The following is a 15,548-nucleotide window of genomic DNA, read 5'->3' on the forward strand; positions in this document are numbered from 1 at the left end:
GAGGTTAATCGCATGGTTGCGTTGCCACACCCCGCTGTGACCGCTGTCCGTGTTGTAAGTGTTTGTGTTGTCGTTGCTTTTCTTTCTGGTTGTGCAGGCTCCTCGCGTCAATCGATCGAGCCCCCTGAAGATTACTTCGCGATGACGCTGCCAGGGATGACAAAAGGCTCTACCCCGCAAATGTCACCCATTAATAATTCCGTTGCCCAGTTACGTAGTTTTCAGACACCTCCACCAACGCTTATACGCCAAGCGCTCATGGAGCAGCACCAGCGATGGGCCGGGACGCCTTACCGCATCGGTGGGACTTCAGCGGGAGGCATCGACTGTTCGGCATTGGTACGCAATGTTTTTCGCGATACGTTTGATTTAGAACTGCCCCGTTCGACTTACGATCAGGTGCATGAGGGACGCTCGATCGACCGCCAAGAGTTGCAGGCGGGCGATCTGGTGTTCTTCCGTCCCCCCGGCAACAACCATGTGGGGATTTATGTAGGCGATGGTTACTTTCTACATGCGTCTACATCGCAAGGGGTGATTATCTCCAGTCTGAATAACAGTTACTGGCAGCGCTATTACTGGCAGTCACGGCGGGCGCTGGAGCCAACCAACCTGGCTTATTTGGGCAGTAACTTTACGCCGTGAGGGTTAGTAGGCCGCGCTGCCTACGCTTAGGGATGGCATGATTGCAGATAAAACACCGGCTTGGTTGCGAGCAACAATGGCCCTATGTTTAGGGTCATTTCTTGTTTTTATTAACCTGTATGTTCCTCAGCCATTACTGCCTGAGCTTAAAACCGCCTACGAGGTATCGACGCTAGGCGTTAGCCTGTTGATGTCGGTCGCTACCTTATCGCTGGCGTTTGCCCTTTTAGTATTTGGGCCGCTTTCCGATGCGATAGGCCGTGAAGGTATTATGCGGATTACGCTGCTGCTGGCCGGTGGCTGTTCGCTGCTGTTGGCATTTGCACCGAACTTTGAAAGCCTGCTGGTGCTGCGTCTGATTCAGGGATTTGTCCTGGGCGGACTACCTGCCGTTGCGATTGCCTGGATGGGCGACGCCTTTGAGAAACCCGCGCTACTCAGCGCGGTGGGCCTGTATATTGGCGCCAATACCTTGGGCGGCATTAGTGGGCGGATTGTCGGCGGTGCAGCCGCAGAAGTGGGCGGGTCTTCCGCTGCGTTTATTGCGGTAGGGGTGATGACCCTGGTGGGCTGCGCCATTTTCTGGCGCCTGCTGCCCAATAGCCGTGCGTTTACTCCCAAGCGGTTTCAACTGCGCCGTGCCTTGACCGATATAACCGGGCATCTGCGCACCCCGGTGCTGCTCGCCGCCTACTGCCTGGGTGGCATCAACTTCCTGATTTTTATCAATCAATATAGCTACATCACCTTTCGCCTGGCGGTCGAGCCGTACCAGTTGGCTGCCAACGGGCTAGGGCTGATCTTCTTAACCTATCTGGGCGGTACGTTTGCGTCGACCATTTCAGGGCGCTTGGCTCAGCATTATTCCCCCGCTAGCTGCATGATGGCTGGCGTAGTGATTTTAATGCTAGGTACCGCCGTTACCCTGAATGATTCACTGATGCTGATTATTCTGGGCCTCACTATAAACGCATTTGGATTTTTCCTGGCGCACTCTCTTGCATCCAGCTGGGTGGGACGTTATGCCCAGGGAGCGCGAGGCAGCGCTTCGGCTCTGTACCTGGTGTTTTACTACGTGGGTGCAAGCCTTGGGGGGTTCTGGCTGGAGCCTTTCTGGCAGGGCGCCGGTTGGACGGGCATCGTCTGGGGGTCGTGGATTCTGTTAAGCGTCACCTTGATGATTACGCTAGGTATGCGCCGCTTCGAGCGCCGTTGCAGACTTTAATTTCTGTCTTAACGATCTCAGCAGTCCTCTAATTGACCGCGCTTGAGATGATAGTGGCGACTGCAAAGCCGCTTGATCAAGGCCGTATCATGGCTGATGACTAAAACGCCAAGCCTTCGCGTTTGCGCCTCGGCTTTTAACGCCTGCCAGAGCTCTACCTGGGTAATCGGGTCAAGCATTGTTGAGATTTCATCGGCAATCAAGTAGCGCACCCCGGGTGCTAAAGCCCTTAGTACGCAGATACGCTGTAGCTCGCCGCCGGAAAGCGACCCAGGCAGGCGGTTTAACCAGTCTGGCTTAATGCCAAACGCACGGCACAGCGCATCAGGCGGCATCCACGCCTCGTTCAGCACCCGGCTTACTCGCCAGCGCGGATTAACCGCAAGTTCCGGCGATTGGGGCAGCCACTGTACCGGCTTTATACCCCGGGACGGCAGCTTCTCACCATCCACCACAACGCGCCCGCTGTGGGGTAAATAATAGCCCGCAAGTAACTGACCGAGCGTGGATTTGCCCGCACCTGAGTCGCCGCTGAGTCCCACCCATTCGCCAGCGTTTACACCCATTGAAACGCTCTTTAAGAGCGGCGGCTGTGCTGTGAAAGCAAAGTCTATCTGGCAGGCCTCAAGCAACGCTCTCTTCCTTTTTATGTATTATTTCTGAAGCGCTAAAGGCATTGTCTGGCAGGGCCTGCCAAAGCGTCTGGGCATAAGCGCTTTTAAGGGTTTCGCCCATGCCGGTAAAGGCGCTGGCGGGGGCTGTCTCAACACTGCGGCCCTGATGCATGATAGTCACGTGGTCGGCGATGGGTAGGGCATGACGTAAATCGTGGGTAATCAAGATCACCAACTTACCTTGATGAGCCAGTGAACGTAGCGCGCTGAGTACCCGGTCGCGTTGAACGGGGTCCAGGCCAACGGTGGGCTCGTCGGCGATAATAAGAGACGCTTGGCCGGCATGGGCCATGGCCGTGAGCACTCGTCGGGCCATTCCGCCCGACAGCTCATGAGGGTAGGCGCGGCCTGCGCGGTCATCAAGCTGGTAGTGGTTGAGTGCTTGCCCGGCGGCCTGCCAGGCAGCTTTATGAGCGAGGCCTGATCGGTTTGCCGCCCAGCTTACCTGACGTTGGGTGCGTACCAACGGGTCGAGTGCGTTTAAGGACTGAGGAATCAACGCCATATGACGGCCACGCAAGTGCCGCTGGCGTTTGGCATCCAACAGCGTCTCCTGATAAAAGCACTGGCCGCTTAGCCGGGCATTCGCAGGTAGTAACCCCATGATGGTATGCGCGAGCAGGCTTTTACCCGCCCCGGATGCGCCAACTACCGCGTGTAGACTGCCTGCCGCGGCGCTAAACGAAAGTTGATCCAGGTGCGTTGCAAAGCGGCGCTGCCACCAGCGTGGATAGTAGGGAAGCTCCAGGGTTAACTGCTCTATACGTAACATGTAAAGCTCCACTGGTGAGAAGATCCTCTAGTGAGAGGGCTTTATGGTGAGAGCGCGCGACGTAGAAGCGTTGCCGTGCGCTCGATGCTGAGCACCATCAGGAGTAATCCCAGCCCAGGGAAAACGCCCAGCCACCAGTAGCCGCCGCTTAGGTAGCGCATGGCATCTGCCAGCAAAATGCCAATAGCCGGTTGGCTAGGGCTTAACCCAACGCCCAGAAACGTCAGTGCGGCCTCATGCAGAATCGCATGCGGAAACAGCAGTAGTGCGCCTACCAGACAATGCGGCAGCGCATGGGGCAGGAAATGATGCAGCACGATAAAGCCCTGGGATTTGCCCAGCGCGCGTGAAATACCGATATAAGGTGCCTGACGCAGCTGCAGTAGCTCGGCGCGCAGCACCCGCGCGAGGCTGGGCCAGTGGGTGGTCGCCACTGCGATAATAACCGCATGCAGGCCGCCGCCAAGGGCAAAGGCGATTAGCAGTAATAAGATAAGATGAGGCACGCTAAGCAACGTATCGATTAATAGCTGTACCAGGGCATCCAGGCGGGGGGAGAGCATTGCCAGTATGGCAAGGCTTAGCGCAATGGCCGTTCCCAATAAGGCCGCCAGGCAACCCACCCAAAAGCTCAAGCCAAGCCCGGCAAGCGTGCGTGCCCAAAGCTCACGTCCCAGCGCATCGGTTCCCAGCCAGTGCGCAGTGCTTGGGGGGAGTAAGCGCGCATCAAACTGCATTTGCCCCGCCAGTTCCCCAGCCCACCAGTGGCTTGATAGCAGCGCTAACAAGGCTAGCGCCGCGATACTCGCGTACGCGATAGCCTGCAGGTGCGGCTGGATAGTCCTCATGCGTATTTCCGGCGCATGCGCGGATCAATCAGATGGTAAAGACTGTCCGCCAGCATATTGCCCGAGCAAACAAATACCGCGGTAAATAGCGCAATGCCTAATAACAGCGGTACATCGCTACGTAGCCCGGCCTCTACTGTAGCCCGGCCGAGACCTGGATAGGCAAACACCTGCTCAATTAAAATCGATCCGCCGAATAGTTCACCCAGTGATGCCAGAGCCAATGTCAGTGCTGGCAAGCTTGCATGGCGTACGCCGTGTCGCCAGGCAATATCTAGCCGGCTGGCACCTTGGGCAAAGGCATGGGTGGCAATCTCTGAGCGCATTAGCGCGAGCATGCGCGTTCGGGTATGTAGGGTGATAGAGGCCGTGCCCAGCAGCGTCAGTGTAACAACCGGCAGAGCCAGGTGGTGGGCTCGCGTGAGAAGGCCTGTCTCACTACTTAGCACTCCTGTCGGTCCTGCGCAGCAAACCGGTGCCCAGCCTAAATACACAGAAAAAAACATAATGCTGAGAATGGCGAGCCAGAAGGTGGGCGTTGAGGCGGTAATGTAGGCGTAGGTACTAATCATCTTATCAAGCGGTGAGTGCTCTTTGGCCCCGGCAATAATACCCAGCGTGAAACCCAGCAGGATGGACAGTAGCCAGGCGCTGCCCAGTAATGCAATTGAGCGCTGGAACCGTTGGCTAATGACGTCACCTACTGGCTGGTTATATACATGGCTAAACCCCAGATTGCCGCTGGCTAACTGTTGCAGCCAGCGGCCAAACTGTAGCGGGGCCGGGTCGTTAAACCCCCAGCGTTGAGCGATAAGTTCACGCTGCTCGGGGCTTACCTGGGCCATTTGCGGGCCAAGGTAGGCATCTACCGGGTCTACCGGGGAGGCCATCATAAGGCTAAAGGACACTGCGGCCACGCAGAGCAGCACGAGCCCCAGGCGTAGCAGACGCCGTGCGATGGCTAGGCCTAATCGCACGTCCAGCGCCAGTCAAGCAGGTTAGCCGTCACGGGCCATCCATGGCCATGAGGGGCCACGCCTAATTCGCCTACATCCAGGCACTTGTCGGCGGCATAAACATGAGAAAGATTGACCATCCAGGCCCAGCTAACATCACCGCGGAAGCCGTAGCCGGTTTCGCCATCCCATTGGGCAGCCTGCCAGTGGTGATTGGCCTGTTCAGCGCTGGCAGCGGTTTGGGCGGCTTCCAGGTGGTTGTCGACCGTGGCGTTTGCGTAATAGCCGCTGTTATAAAAGCCGTTGCCCGCGTGCTGGCTATGATAAAGGTAATAAACCTCTTGGGGACTTTGGCTGCCAAACCCCATGACTACTGCATCCTGATGCAGGGCTTGGCGCTGAATCTCGTCCCAGGAGCGTCCCGTGGGCTGCATTTGGATACCCAGAGGGCGTACCATTTCAGTGCTCACCTCTGCCAGTAGCTGCCGGGTACTATCACTCGATGGATAGGTCAGATGAAAGCGGGCTGGCTGGTCATCTTTATAGCGCAAGCCGTCGTCCCGGCGTTGCCAGCCAGCGGCCTCCAGAATGTCGGCGGCCTGATCAAGGTCTGGGGCATCGATGTGTTCATCAGTGTGGCTCCAGGGCAGACCATCCGCCGGGCCGAATGCCGGGCGGCCGTAACCATGTAGCGCCACATCCACAAGCGTTTGACGATCAAGCGCCAAATTTACTGCCTGACGAATGGCAAGGTCAGCGGTCACGTTATTACCAATGAGGGCGCCGGAGGGCGCTCGGTCACCATTGGCAGGCTGCATGGGAAACATGATGCCCCGATTATCGACGCTTTGCATAACAACGGGCTGCATATGCGAAGGCAGGTTGGCCGCTAGAGCAGGTGGTAGCGCAGCGATATCGACGCCGCCCGCATGAGCGGCGCTTAGCGTGGTATCTTCACTGGTAAATAGAAAAACCAGCTGGGCAAACGCAGGGGCCTGCCCGTAAAAGTAGGGGTTACGTTCGACAATAAGCTGTTCGCCTTCTTGCCACTCCACTAATTGGTAAGGGCCTGAGCCAACCGGATGCCGACCATAGTTATCCGTATAGCCGTTTTCGCGCTCAGCATGGGGCACAATGCCTAAAGTAAGGAGCTGATCGATAAACGTAATGCGCGGCTTGTGCAGGGTCAGTGTTACGGTGTGGTCATCAATCGCCGCGGCGGTTTTTAACGCGCTGAGGTCCGCTCGACCCCCGGATTGAGCCGCTTTATTAAAGGTAAACGCAACGTCTTCGGCGGTGAGCGCGGAACCATCTGAGAAGCGCGCATCGTCGCGCAGCGTAATGGTCCACGTAAGGCGGTCGGCTGAGAGTGACCATGCGGTTGCAAGTTCGGGCTGCAACGAAAGATTTGTGCCGCGCGTGAGCAGAGTCGATTGAAAAAGCGGATTGCCGTATTGTCCCCAGCCTAATAGCGGGTCAAAACCTTGCTCAGGTTCGCCGCCGATGGCAAGCACCAGCTGCTCTTTGGCACTGGCCGTGCTCATCATCAGGCTGCTGAGCAGCGCGCCGAGTAAAATAGCGCTATAGGTTGATTTACGCATTGCGAGAGCCCGCTTGGAAAAGAGTATGATGTTTTTACAATAACATCATACTTGGCTCGTCAAAAGCGGATAGCTGAAAGCCACGATCAGGGAGAAGATATATGCAACGCGTCACAATAACGCTGGATGAAGAGTTGCTAGAAGAGGTCGATGCGTTAATGCACGCGCGTGGCTATCAGAACCGCTCGGAAGCCATTCGCGATTTAACGCGTAGCGGTCTTAAGCAGGTGAACGAGGAGGCCGTGCCTGAGGCGCTCTGCATGGGGGCGCTTGTTTACGTTTATGACCACGCGGCGCGGGATCTTTCAAAGCGCTTAACGCGTCACTCTCACGATCATCACGACCTTACGCTTTCGACACTGCATGTGCATATTGATCACGATAGCTGTCTGGAAGTCGCTTTATTAAAAGGGCAGGGGCGTGAGCTCAAGCAGTTTGCAGATGAAGTCACTTCATCGCGCAGCGTGCGCCATGGCCAACTGGTGCTGATTCCTGAGGCTTAAGGGCTCACCGCATAATGAACATTCACAAAAAAGGCGGCCCGCGGGCCGCCTTTCTTCAGCAAACGTAAGCAATTAGTGCTCAACGCCGCCTTCACCGTGCACGTGGCCATGCTCGGTTTCTTCTTGGCTTGCTTCACGAACGGACGCAATCTCAACATCAAAGTTAAGGTGCACGCCGGCCAGAGGATGGTTGCCATCAACGATAACGGTGTCGCCTTCGATGTTCTTAACGGTCACCATCAGCGGGCCACCTTGAGTCTGGGCTTGGAACTGCATGCCCGGCTCAATGTTTTCAACGCCCTGGAAAGCATCACGCGGTACTTCTTGTACCAGCTGTTCTTGAACTTCGCCGTAACCTTCTTCCGGAGTTACTTTGACGTTCAGCTTGTCACCCGCTGCGCGGCCTTCAAGCTCTTTCTCCAGACCCGGGATAATGTTGCCCGCGCCATGAAGATACGTCAGAGGCTCACGGCCTTCGGAACTGTCTAGCACTTCACCTGTATCATTAGTCAGGGTGTAGTGAAACGCGACAACCGAGTTTTGCGCAATTTGCATTGAATAGCCTTTCGGTGAGTGCATGTCCCAACATGGTAACGCGTGAGACACGGCTTGTCAGGGGGGTAAACCAGGTTTTTACGCTCACCCGACCATCACGGTATTGCGCCACACGGTGACCGGGGATACCCTAAGCCAACAACTTTTGGCCTTTTTTTGAAATTCCATTCACCGGAGTTTGCTATGACGACTTTCCTTATCTGGCTTATCGCCTTTGGCGTAATTGCCTATTTTGTCAATGAGAAATGGAACAGCGGCGCCAGCCAAGGGCTGGATAAAATGCTGCCCAGCGTAATGAAAAGCCACGGCTCAAACCGCTATTTATGGGTAGGCACACTGGCTGTATTAGGTGCAACTACGCTGGTGCGCCCAGTAGAGGTTCTTCTGGTAGCTATCCTGCTGGTGCTCGTTGGTCTGGTCATCATGAAGCTTGCCGAGTGGGCGAGCAGTATGTCGCACTGATTGATCACCACGCTTAAATAAAAGCGCCCGACCATTCAAAAAATGGTCGGGCGTTTTTGTATAGCGGTTAACAACGTATCTAAGCGACTGCGGTAGTGCGTAAAGATGTCAATCTGCTCACTGCCCGCCATCACTAACGATAATGGGCGAGTGGCAAATGATTAGTAAGGCGCAACGCTAAGGTTACCACCGCTACCGATCAGACGTACTCGTTGGCCTGCCTGATACTGATGGTCAGCCCGCTGAACAACGACTACATCGGTACCGTCATCGCGACGAATTTCCATTTCCAGGGCGGCAACGCGGTTAGCGCGATCTTCAGCTGCTGAACCGGCAACGGAACCACCTAGAGCACCGGCAACAGTGGCTAGCTGACGACCAGAGCCACCGCCCACCTGGCTACCTAAAAGGCCACCGATAATGGCACCGCCGCCAGTACCTAACAGGCCCCCAGCACGGCTATCGGCCTGAATCTGTACTGGACGAATGGCAACAATCGTACCGTAAGCAACGCTTTGGCCTGTCTGTGCTTGGTTGCCGCGGTATACATCGCCTGAATAAGGTGAAGTGTTAGCACACCCAGCTAAGGTCAGGATGCTTAATGCAGCAACAGGTAGTAAACGTTTCATTAAAACCTCCAAGGTGTTGCAGCTCAAATGGCAATATCAAGGTACTTCAATTATGAAACAGTGTTCGTTAAAAGATAACTGAAGCTATTGGCTTTGACCACTGATCATTCAAAAAGATCATAAATCTCAGTGTAGACAGTGAATAAGAAAACAGTGTGCAGATATAACGATAAAAAAACCAGGAGCCTTAAGGGCTCCTGGTTTGCAGGGCTTTCAACGAATGAGGATGGTAAAACTAATTAACCAAACTGGTTCATCGTATTATCTTTGCCGCCGGCTTTAAGCGCGGCATCGCCGTGGAAGAATTCCTTATGGTCATCGCCAATATTGGAACCCGCCATGTCCTGGTGTTTTACCGTGGCAATTCCTTGGCGAATCTCTTCACGCTGAACGCCTTTTACGTAGGCAAGCATACCTTCCTTGCCGAAATAGCCCTTGGCCAGCGTATCGGTGGAGAGCGCGGCGGTGTGGTAGGTGGGTAGGGTAATCAGGTGATGGAAAATACCCGCTTCTCGAGAGGAGTCGCGCTGGAAATTACGCGTCCATTCATCTGCCAGCTGGCCAAGCTCGGTATCGTCGTACTCAACACTCATCAGCTTGTCGCGCTGGTAGGCGGAAACATCCTTGCCGTCTTTCTCCCAGGCGTCGAATACCTGTTGACGGAAGTTGAGCGTCCAGTTGAACGAGGGCGAGTTGTTGTAAACCAGTTTGGCATCCGGCACAACGTCACGAATACGGTTGACCATACTGGCAATTTGGCCAACGTGAGGTTTTTCAGTTTCGATCCATAAAAGATCGGCGCCATTTTGCAAACTGGTGATGCAGTCAAGAATGACGCGGTCTTCGCCTGACCCCGGTTTAAACTGGTAAAGGCCGGATGGCAAACGTTTGGGTTTTACCAGTTGACCATTTTGTTTGATCACCACATCGCCATTATTGATATCGGCGGCGTTCTCAATAACGTCGCCATCCAGAAAGCTGTTGTACTGATCGCCAAGATCCCCGGGCTCGTGGGTAACGGCAATCTTCTGCGTCAGACCTGCGCCTAAAGAATCGGTGCGTGCCACAATCACCCCGTCGTCTACGCCGAGCTCTAGAAATGCATAGCGAACGGCATTGATCTTGGCCAAAAAGTCCTCGTGAGGAACGGTTACTTTGCCGTCCTGATGGCCGCACTGCTTCTCATCGGAGACCTGGTTTTCCAGCTGAATGCAGCAGGCACCTGCCTGAATAAACTTCTTGGCCAGCAGATAAGTCGCTTCTGCGTTGCCAAACCCCGCATCGATATCGGCAATGATCGGCACAATATGGGTTTCATAATTATCGATGCTGCTAATGATTTCCTGCTCTTTGGTTCTGTCGCCGGCGGCTTTGGCGTCGTCCAAGGCACGGAAAAGATGGTTGAGTTCCCAGGAATCGGCCTGTTTTAAAAAGGTATATAGCTCCTCAATCAGGTTGGCGACCGAGGTTTTCTCATGCATGGACTGGTCGGGCAGAGGGCCAAACTCAGAGCGCAGTGCGGCCACCATCCAGCCGGAAAGGTACAGGTAGCTGCGCTTGGTGGTGCCGAAGTGCTTTTTAATCGAGATCAGTTTCTGTTGACCAATAAAGCCGTGCCAGCAACCCAGCGACTGCGTGTACTGCGAAGTGTCTGCGTCGTAGGCGGCCATATCGTTACGCATGATCTTGGCGGTGTAGCGGGCGATGTCGAGGCCTGTATGAAAGCGGTTCTGAGTACGCATGCGGGCAGCGTATTCAGGCTTGATGGCATCCCACTTGCCGCGCTGGGCTTCGCGCAATTGAGCCATGGCTTTAATATCGTTAAGCAATCCAGTCATGAGTAATTTCTCCAGGGTCGTATGAGCACTTCGCAAGTTGTTTTATCGCTGTGCTGCGCTTGCGAAAACGTTTCCAGCTGTTTACCGGCAAAGGCCGATGGCCAGTGGATAGCTGGGCAGGCTTGATAGCGCTGCAGTGCAATAACTATTGACGACAATGGAGCATCCAACAATTGACACTTGGGGGCAGGCGGGGTTGTAACTTGACGACAATGGGTTAGCAAAACGCCGCGTTTATGTAGTCGTTTTTTGTCAGTAAGGTAAACCTAAGACGAAAAAAGCGCCGCTTTGGGGCGGCGCTTTGACACATTCAATCGCGGGGTCGATAAATAGGGCTACTCTTCTTCGTCTTCACCCATAAAGCCCAGGTTACCCGCGTTAACCAGCTGAGTGAGCAGCGGTGCAGCTCCTTCAAGCTCCAGTACGTCTTCGTACATGGGGGCCGGGTTAGCCAGGCGTTTTGCCAGTGCTTCTGAGCATATGTGGGAATCTCCATCGACAAACAGCGTGACGCTGCCTGCGTCCTTGCGCCAGGCAAAACGCGAGCCGGGCATATGCAGGAGCGGCTCGCCTTCCTGTAGATGTGCCGCCAGCGCCGCTTCATCCATCGGTTCTTCAAGCGGAGCGATTTGATCGACGTATTTAGGCTGAGTCATTACCCGGCCAAACCACTGAGCGATTTGCGCGGGGTTATCAAGCGTTTTCAGCATGAATTGGCGCATGCGCTCGACAGCTGCGTCGTCCAGCTCACCGATCTGGCTGGCAGGCGCCATGCCCGCATCGCTATAGCGTTGCGAGGCGGGTAGCTGTTCGCCCAGGTAGTCGGCGTAAGAGGTAATGGACTCGTCGGCAGACGGCGCCCGAAAGCCGACTGAAATGGTCATGCAGTCATCCGTCTGGCTGACACCGTGGTGTGCCCAACCTGGGGGTAGATAAAGCATATCGCCCGGTGCCAGCGTCCAGTCAGAATCCGGCTCGACTTCAAAGGTTTCCAAAATACGCAGGTCAACACCCTGGATGATGGGCGCATCTTCTGCCTGCTTGCCACCCAGCTGCCAGCGACGGTGACCGCTGGCCTGTAGTAAAAAGACATCGTATTGATCGACATGCGGACCCACGCTGCCACCGGGAGGCGCGTAGCTGATCATGATATCGTCTAATCGCCAGCGGGGCAGAAAGTCGAATTCATCCATCAGCGCCGCAACAGACGGTACGTAATGATCAGCCGCTTGAACCAAAAGACTCCAGTGGTCTTCAGGCAGACGCTCAAACGTTGCGTCATCGAAGGGGCCGTGGGACACCTGCCAGGCGCCCTCCGGGCCTTCTTCTTCTACCAGGCGCGCTTCCACGCCCGGCTCGCAGGCAAGGCCAGCAAGCTCATCGGGGTCAATTGGGCTGATGAAGTCGGGGATAGCGCCACGAATCAGCAGCGGTTTCTGTTGCCAGTAGTGGGCCAAGAATTCTGCCGGTGTTAAATCACCCAGCAGGGTGAGTGGCTTATCGTGTTGGCTCATAGCGGTATCCTAGGTAAGTGGTCGCAGCGCTTATGACAAGTTGCCAAGTCGTTGGGTAAGCGCTTCGGCCTGCGCTTGTGCATTACCAATATAGCTCGCCGGCGAGAGGTCTTTAAGCTCGGCTTTTACGTCGGCTGGCAGCTCAAGAGTATCGATGAACGCGGCAAAGCCTGCCTGGTCGATGCGCTTGCCACGCGTCAGTTCTTTAAGTTTTTCGTACGGCTTTTCGATACCGTAGCGGCGCATGACGGTTTGAATCGGCTCGGCCAGCACTTCCCAACTGTTGTTCAGGTCTTCCGCCAGGCGCTCAGGGTTGGCTTCCAGCTTGCTGATGCCTTTAAGGCCAGCGTGGTAACCGATCAGGCCGTACGCCAGGCCAACGCCCAGGTTACGCAGCACGGTGGAGTCGGTTAAGTCACGCTGCCAGCGGGAAATCGGCAGCTTTTGCGCCAGGTGGCTCAGTACCGCGTTGGCCAGACCCAGGTTGCCTTCAGAGTTTTCAAAATCAATCGGGTTGACCTTATGCGGCATGGTAGAAGAGCCGATTTCGCCCGCTACCGTGCGCTGCTTGAAGTAGCCCAGAGAAATATAGCCCCAGACATCGCGATTGAAGTCGATCAGGATGGTATTGAAACGGCATACCGCATCGAACAGCTCAGCGATGTAGTCGTGGGGTTCGATTTGCGTGGTGTAGGGGTTGAAGCTTAACCCTAAACCTTCTACAAAAGTCCGCGCGTTCTCTTCCCAGTCGATTTCAGGGTAAGTTGCCAGATGCGCGTTGTAGTTGCCTACCGCGCCGTTGATTTTACCCAAAATCTCAACGCGCTCGATCTGCTTGAGCTGACGCTTCAAGCGATATGCCACGTTGGCCATTTCTTTGCCAAGCGTAGTCGGGCTTGCCGTTTGGCCATGGGTGCGCGAGAGCATCGGCTGAGCGGCATGGGCAATCGCCAGCTTGGCTACTTCATCGGCGACTTCATGCATGGTGGGCAGTAGTGCCTGAAGGCCGTCGGCCAGCATCACACCATAAGAAAGATTGTTGATATCTTCTGAAGTGCACGCGAAGTGAATGAATTCGGTCACGGCATTTAGTTCGGCGTTGCCAGCGATTTTTTCTTTCAGAAAGTACTCGACGGCTTTTACATCGTGATTGGTGGTGCGCTCGATCTCTTTGATACGTTCAGCGTCATCTAAAGAGAACTCACTAATCAACTGCTCAAGAAAGGCGGTCGCACCGGCAGAAAGCGGCGGTACTTCAGCGATTTGGTTGTGCTCAGCCAGGCGCTGTAACCAGCGGACTTCCACAATGACACGGGCACGGATCAGGCCGAATTCGCTGAAATGTTCGCGCAGCGCAGAGGCTTTGGAGCCGTAGCGGCCGTCAACGGGAGAGAGAGCAGTCAGAGCGGAGAGTTGCATGGCGTCGTTTCCAAGTAGTTCAAGAACAGGTGAGTCGGAAAAGGGGTATAGAGCGCACTATCATCAATCAAATGGCTAACCGAGGCTATCCAGAGCGCGGCGCAGCGCTTTACGCTGGAACACCAGCTTCCAGCGGCGCCCGCCTTGCTGGTGCCATAAAAGCCCAAAGCGAATGCCTGACAATAAGCAGGCCCGCACGCGCTCGGGCATCATCCGGCTTTGCAGTAGCGACGGGTCGCCCTGTACCACGATGCGCGTTTTAAAGGTGGAGATCGTCTCTTGGTAGGCTTCGCCCAAGCTTGCGATAACGTTTTCATGCGTCGGGCTAAAGTGCTCGGCCTGGCCTTGGATGCGGGTAAGGTGCTGGCCCAGGGAATCCATCATGTCGCTGTTGGTACGCAGCTTGTTCATGACCAACAAAATCGTAAAGCCATAGCGCAGCACCACCGGGTTGGCCTGCTTGCGGCCGACGAGTGCCTCAAGCGTTTCAAGACCACGCCGCAGGTTGTTCGGATGGCCCCCGTAAATAGCTTCAAAGCTTTCCGGGTTGGTATCCACGGTCGCTTCAATCAGCGTATCCCAGGCACGGTTATCAACCTGGCCTGTGCGGGCCAGCTCATCGACCAAGCTGGCGGCTTGAAACACCCCGGCCAAGGCAAGCGCCTGGCGCACCGAGGGCGAGTCGGGGGCGCGGTGAATGGGCGTTGTGCTACTCATGCTGGAGTCTCCGAGGCTTTCCAGGTGGCGCGAATAACGCCGCCGCCCAGGCAGATATCACCATCATAAAGCACCAGTGATTGGCCGGGCGTCACCGCCCACTGCGGGTCATCGAACGTCACTTCAACGCCGCCATCGGGTAGGGTGCGCATTTCGCAGCCACAGTCGCTTTGCCGATACCGGGTTTTGGCGGTAAATCGGCCTTGTTGAGCCGGCGGCTCGCCCGCGACCCAGTCCATGGCTTCGGTCGCCAGGGTGTCCGATAAAAGCAGCGGATGATGCTTACCCTGCACCACGATCAGTACGTTGCGCTCCAGATCTTTTGCCGCCACGTACCAAGGCTCTTCTGAGTAGTTGGCAAGCCCGCCGATCCCCAGCCCCTGGCGCTGGCCCAGGGTGTAGTACATCAATCCCATGTGATCGCCGATCACGTCGCCTTCGGGCGTTTCGATCTTGCCGGGCTGGGCGGGCAGGTATTGCTGGAGAAAGTCGCGGAAACGCCGCTCACCGATAAAACAGATACCGGTGGAGTCTTTTTTCTTGGCCGTGATCAGGTCGTGCTCTTCGGCAAGCACGCGAACGGCGGGTTTTTCCAGCTCGCCCACCGGGAACAGCGTGCGGGCGATAGCCGCCTCGGGCACCGCGTGCAGGAAGTAACTCTGATCCTTATTGCCGTCCAGCCCTTTAAGCAGGCGCGGGCGAACATCGTTAGTACCTTGGCGAACCCGTCCTTCACGAACGTAATGGCCGGTGGCGATCTTCTCGGCACCCAGCATTTCGGCGTATTCAAGAAACACCTTAAACTTGATCTCTCGATTACACAGAATGTCAGGGTTGGGAGTGCGTCCAGCCTTGTACTCTTCGAGGAAATGCTCGAAGACGTTATCCCAGTACTCGGCGGCAAAATTCGCCGTATGTAACTTGATGCCCAGCTTGGCGCACACTGCTTCGGCGTCGGCAAGGTCTTCCTTCGCCGTGCAGTATTCAGTGCCGTCGTCTTCGTCCCAGTTTTTCATAAACAGGCCTTCCACCTCGTACCCTTGCTGAAGCAGAAGCAAGGCAGAAACGGACGAGTCGACGCCACCTGACATGCCGACAATTACTTTGCCTGCAGCGGATGTCTCGGTGGTGGGTGTGCCATTGGTGGATGTCATTGGCATCCTCGGTTGAAGTGGTATGCAATTGGGCAG

16 protein-coding genes are annotated in these 15,548 nt (G+C 55.6%); 4 read left to right on the plus strand and 12 right to left on the minus strand.

Annotated elements, in window-relative coordinates; genetic code table 11:
- Positions 1-12: 12 nt before the first annotated feature.
- The gene (locus tag D467_RS0106090) at positions 13-645 is read left to right on the plus strand and encodes a C40 family peptidase (protein ID WP_026285632.1); all 633 of its coding nucleotides are present in this window, start codon (positions 13-15) and stop codon (positions 643-645) included.
- Between the two features lie 37 nt (positions 646-682).
- Positions 683-1,870 (plus strand): MFS transporter, encoded by a 1,188-nt coding sequence (locus D467_RS0106095; RefSeq protein ID WP_026285633.1) that lies wholly within the window; start codon positions 683-685, stop codon positions 1,868-1,870.
- A 17-nt stretch (positions 1,871-1,887) separates the two neighbouring features.
- On the opposite strand, the gene D467_RS0106100 is transcribed toward D467_RS0106095, so the two are convergent.
- From D467_RS0106100 to D467_RS0106120, 5 genes are read right to left on the minus strand one after another with little or no spacing between them, the layout of a single operon-like run.
- Complete coding sequence (locus D467_RS0106100) at positions 1,888-2,502, minus strand: ABC transporter ATP-binding protein (protein ID WP_026285634.1); 615 nt, start codon at positions 2,500-2,502, stop codon at positions 1,888-1,890.
- Positions 2,495-3,316, minus strand: a complete 822-nt coding sequence (locus D467_RS0106105) for an ATP-binding cassette domain-containing protein (protein WP_018916630.1) — start codon at positions 3,314-3,316, stop codon at positions 2,495-2,497. The genes D467_RS0106100 and D467_RS0106105 overlap by 8 nt, the downstream gene beginning before the upstream one ends.
- A 41-nt stretch (positions 3,317-3,357) precedes the next feature.
- Positions 3,358-4,164 carry an ABC transporter permease gene (locus D467_RS0106110; protein ID WP_018916631.1) on the minus strand — a complete coding sequence of 269 codons (807 nt, stop codon included), beginning with the start codon at positions 4,162-4,164 and terminating at the stop codon, positions 3,358-3,360.
- Complete coding sequence (locus D467_RS0106115; protein ID WP_018916632.1) at positions 4,161-5,141, minus strand: ABC transporter permease; 981 nt, start codon at positions 5,139-5,141, stop codon at positions 4,161-4,163. Before D467_RS0106115 ends, D467_RS0106110 begins: the two co-directional genes overlap by 4 nt.
- Entirely contained in the window at positions 5,132-6,721 is a 1,590-nt protein-coding gene (locus D467_RS0106120) for an ABC transporter substrate-binding protein (RefSeq protein ID WP_018916633.1), read from the minus strand. The genes D467_RS0106115 and D467_RS0106120 overlap by 10 nt, the downstream gene beginning before the upstream one ends.
- Before the next feature lie 101 nt (positions 6,722-6,822).
- Here D467_RS0106120 and nikR point away from each other — a divergent pair, with 101 nt between their 5' ends.
- Positions 6,823-7,224, plus strand: coding sequence for a nickel-responsive transcriptional regulator NikR (nikR, locus tag D467_RS0106125; protein WP_018916634.1), 402 nt, complete (start codon positions 6,823-6,825; stop codon positions 7,222-7,224).
- Between the two features lie 72 nt (positions 7,225-7,296).
- Here nikR and D467_RS0106130 read toward each other — a convergent pair whose 3' ends face one another.
- On the minus strand, positions 7,297-7,779 hold the full coding sequence (locus D467_RS0106130) for an FKBP-type peptidyl-prolyl cis-trans isomerase (protein ID WP_018916635.1): 483 nt from the start codon (positions 7,777-7,779) through the stop codon (positions 7,297-7,299).
- A 183-nt stretch (positions 7,780-7,962) separates the two neighbouring features.
- On the opposite strand from D467_RS0106130, the gene D467_RS0106135 reads away from it, so the two are divergent.
- Positions 7,963-8,241, plus strand: coding sequence for a hypothetical protein (locus D467_RS0106135; protein ID WP_018916636.1), 279 nt, complete (start codon positions 7,963-7,965; stop codon positions 8,239-8,241).
- Between the two features lie 161 nt (positions 8,242-8,402).
- On the opposite strand, the gene D467_RS0106140 is transcribed toward D467_RS0106135, so the two are convergent.
- The 6 genes from D467_RS0106140 to mnmA all read right to left on the minus strand — a co-directional run bounded on the left by D467_RS0106140 (position 8,403) and on the right by mnmA (position 15,512).
- Positions 8,403-8,870 carry an outer membrane lipoprotein gene (locus D467_RS0106140; RefSeq protein WP_018916637.1) on the minus strand — a complete coding sequence of 156 codons (468 nt, stop codon included), beginning with the start codon at positions 8,868-8,870 and terminating at the stop codon, positions 8,403-8,405.
- A 239-nt stretch (positions 8,871-9,109) separates the two neighbouring features.
- A complete protein-coding gene (locus tag D467_RS0106145) occupies positions 9,110-10,708 on the minus strand; it encodes an isocitrate lyase (RefSeq protein ID WP_018916638.1) in 1,599 nt (532 codons plus the stop codon).
- Positions 10,709-11,043: 335 nt separating this feature from the next.
- Positions 11,044-12,222, minus strand: a complete 1,179-nt coding sequence (locus D467_RS0106150) for a cupin domain-containing protein (RefSeq protein WP_018916639.1) — start codon at positions 12,220-12,222, stop codon at positions 11,044-11,046.
- 30 nt (positions 12,223-12,252) lie between these two features.
- Positions 12,253-13,641, minus strand: coding sequence for an adenylosuccinate lyase (gene purB / locus D467_RS0106155; RefSeq protein WP_018916640.1), 1,389 nt, complete (start codon positions 13,639-13,641; stop codon positions 12,253-12,255).
- 75 nt (positions 13,642-13,716) lie between these two features.
- Positions 13,717-14,358: a high frequency lysogenization protein HflD gene (gene hflD / locus D467_RS0106160; RefSeq protein WP_018916641.1), complete on the minus strand. Its 642-nt coding sequence runs from the start codon at positions 14,356-14,358 to the stop codon at positions 13,717-13,719.
- Positions 14,355-15,512, minus strand: a complete 1,158-nt coding sequence (mnmA, locus tag D467_RS0106165) for a tRNA 2-thiouridine(34) synthase MnmA (RefSeq protein ID WP_018916642.1) — start codon at positions 15,510-15,512, stop codon at positions 14,355-14,357. The genes hflD and mnmA overlap by 4 nt, the downstream gene beginning before the upstream one ends.
- Between the last annotated feature and the right edge of the window lie 36 nt (positions 15,513-15,548).

The organism is Vreelandella zhanjiangensis DSM 21076 (assembly GCF_000377665.1).
Lineage (GTDB): Bacteria > Pseudomonadota > Gammaproteobacteria > Pseudomonadales > Halomonadaceae > Vreelandella > Vreelandella zhanjiangensis.

What these genes read in the sequence shown, in the direction of transcription:
- nikR (WP_018916634.1), top strand. Translation starts at nt 6,823, where the DNA reads ATGCAACGCGTCACAATAACGCTGGATGAAGAGTTGCTAGAAGAGGTC.
- D467_RS0106140 (WP_018916637.1), bottom strand. Translation starts at nt 8,870, where the DNA reads ATGAAACGTTTACTACCTGTTGCTGCATTAAGCATCCTGACCTTAGCT.
- D467_RS0106110 (WP_018916631.1), bottom strand. Translation starts at nt 4,164, where the DNA reads ATGAGGACTATCCAGCCGCACCTGCAGGCTATCGCGTACGCGAGTATC.
- hflD (WP_018916641.1), bottom strand. Translation starts at nt 14,358, where the DNA reads ATGAGTAGCACAACGCCCATTCACCGCGCCCCCGACTCGCCCTCGGTG.
- D467_RS0106150 (WP_018916639.1), bottom strand. Translation starts at nt 12,222, where the DNA reads ATGAGCCAACACGATAAGCCACTCACCCTGCTGGGTGATTTAACACCG.
- D467_RS0106095 (WP_026285633.1), top strand. Translation starts at nt 683, where the DNA reads ATGATTGCAGATAAAACACCGGCTTGGTTGCGAGCAACAATGGCCCTA.
- D467_RS0106105 (WP_018916630.1), bottom strand. Translation starts at nt 3,316, where the DNA reads ATGTTACGTATAGAGCAGTTAACCCTGGAGCTTCCCTACTATCCACGC.
- purB (WP_018916640.1), bottom strand. Translation starts at nt 13,641, where the DNA reads ATGCAACTCTCCGCTCTGACTGCTCTCTCTCCCGTTGACGGCCGCTAC.
- D467_RS0106090 (WP_026285632.1), top strand. Translation starts at nt 13, where the DNA reads ATGGTTGCGTTGCCACACCCCGCTGTGACCGCTGTCCGTGTTGTAAGT.
- D467_RS0106120 (WP_018916633.1), bottom strand. Translation starts at nt 6,721, where the DNA reads ATGCGTAAATCAACCTATAGCGCTATTTTACTCGGCGCGCTGCTCAGC.
- D467_RS0106145 (WP_018916638.1), bottom strand. Translation starts at nt 10,708, where the DNA reads ATGACTGGATTGCTTAACGATATTAAAGCCATGGCTCAATTGCGCGAA.
- D467_RS0106135 (WP_018916636.1), top strand. Translation starts at nt 7,963, where the DNA reads ATGACGACTTTCCTTATCTGGCTTATCGCCTTTGGCGTAATTGCCTAT.
- mnmA (WP_018916642.1), bottom strand. Translation starts at nt 15,512, where the DNA reads ATGACATCCACCAATGGCACACCCACCACCGAGACATCCGCTGCAGGC.
- D467_RS0106130 (WP_018916635.1), bottom strand. Translation starts at nt 7,779, where the DNA reads ATGCAAATTGCGCAAAACTCGGTTGTCGCGTTTCACTACACCCTGACT.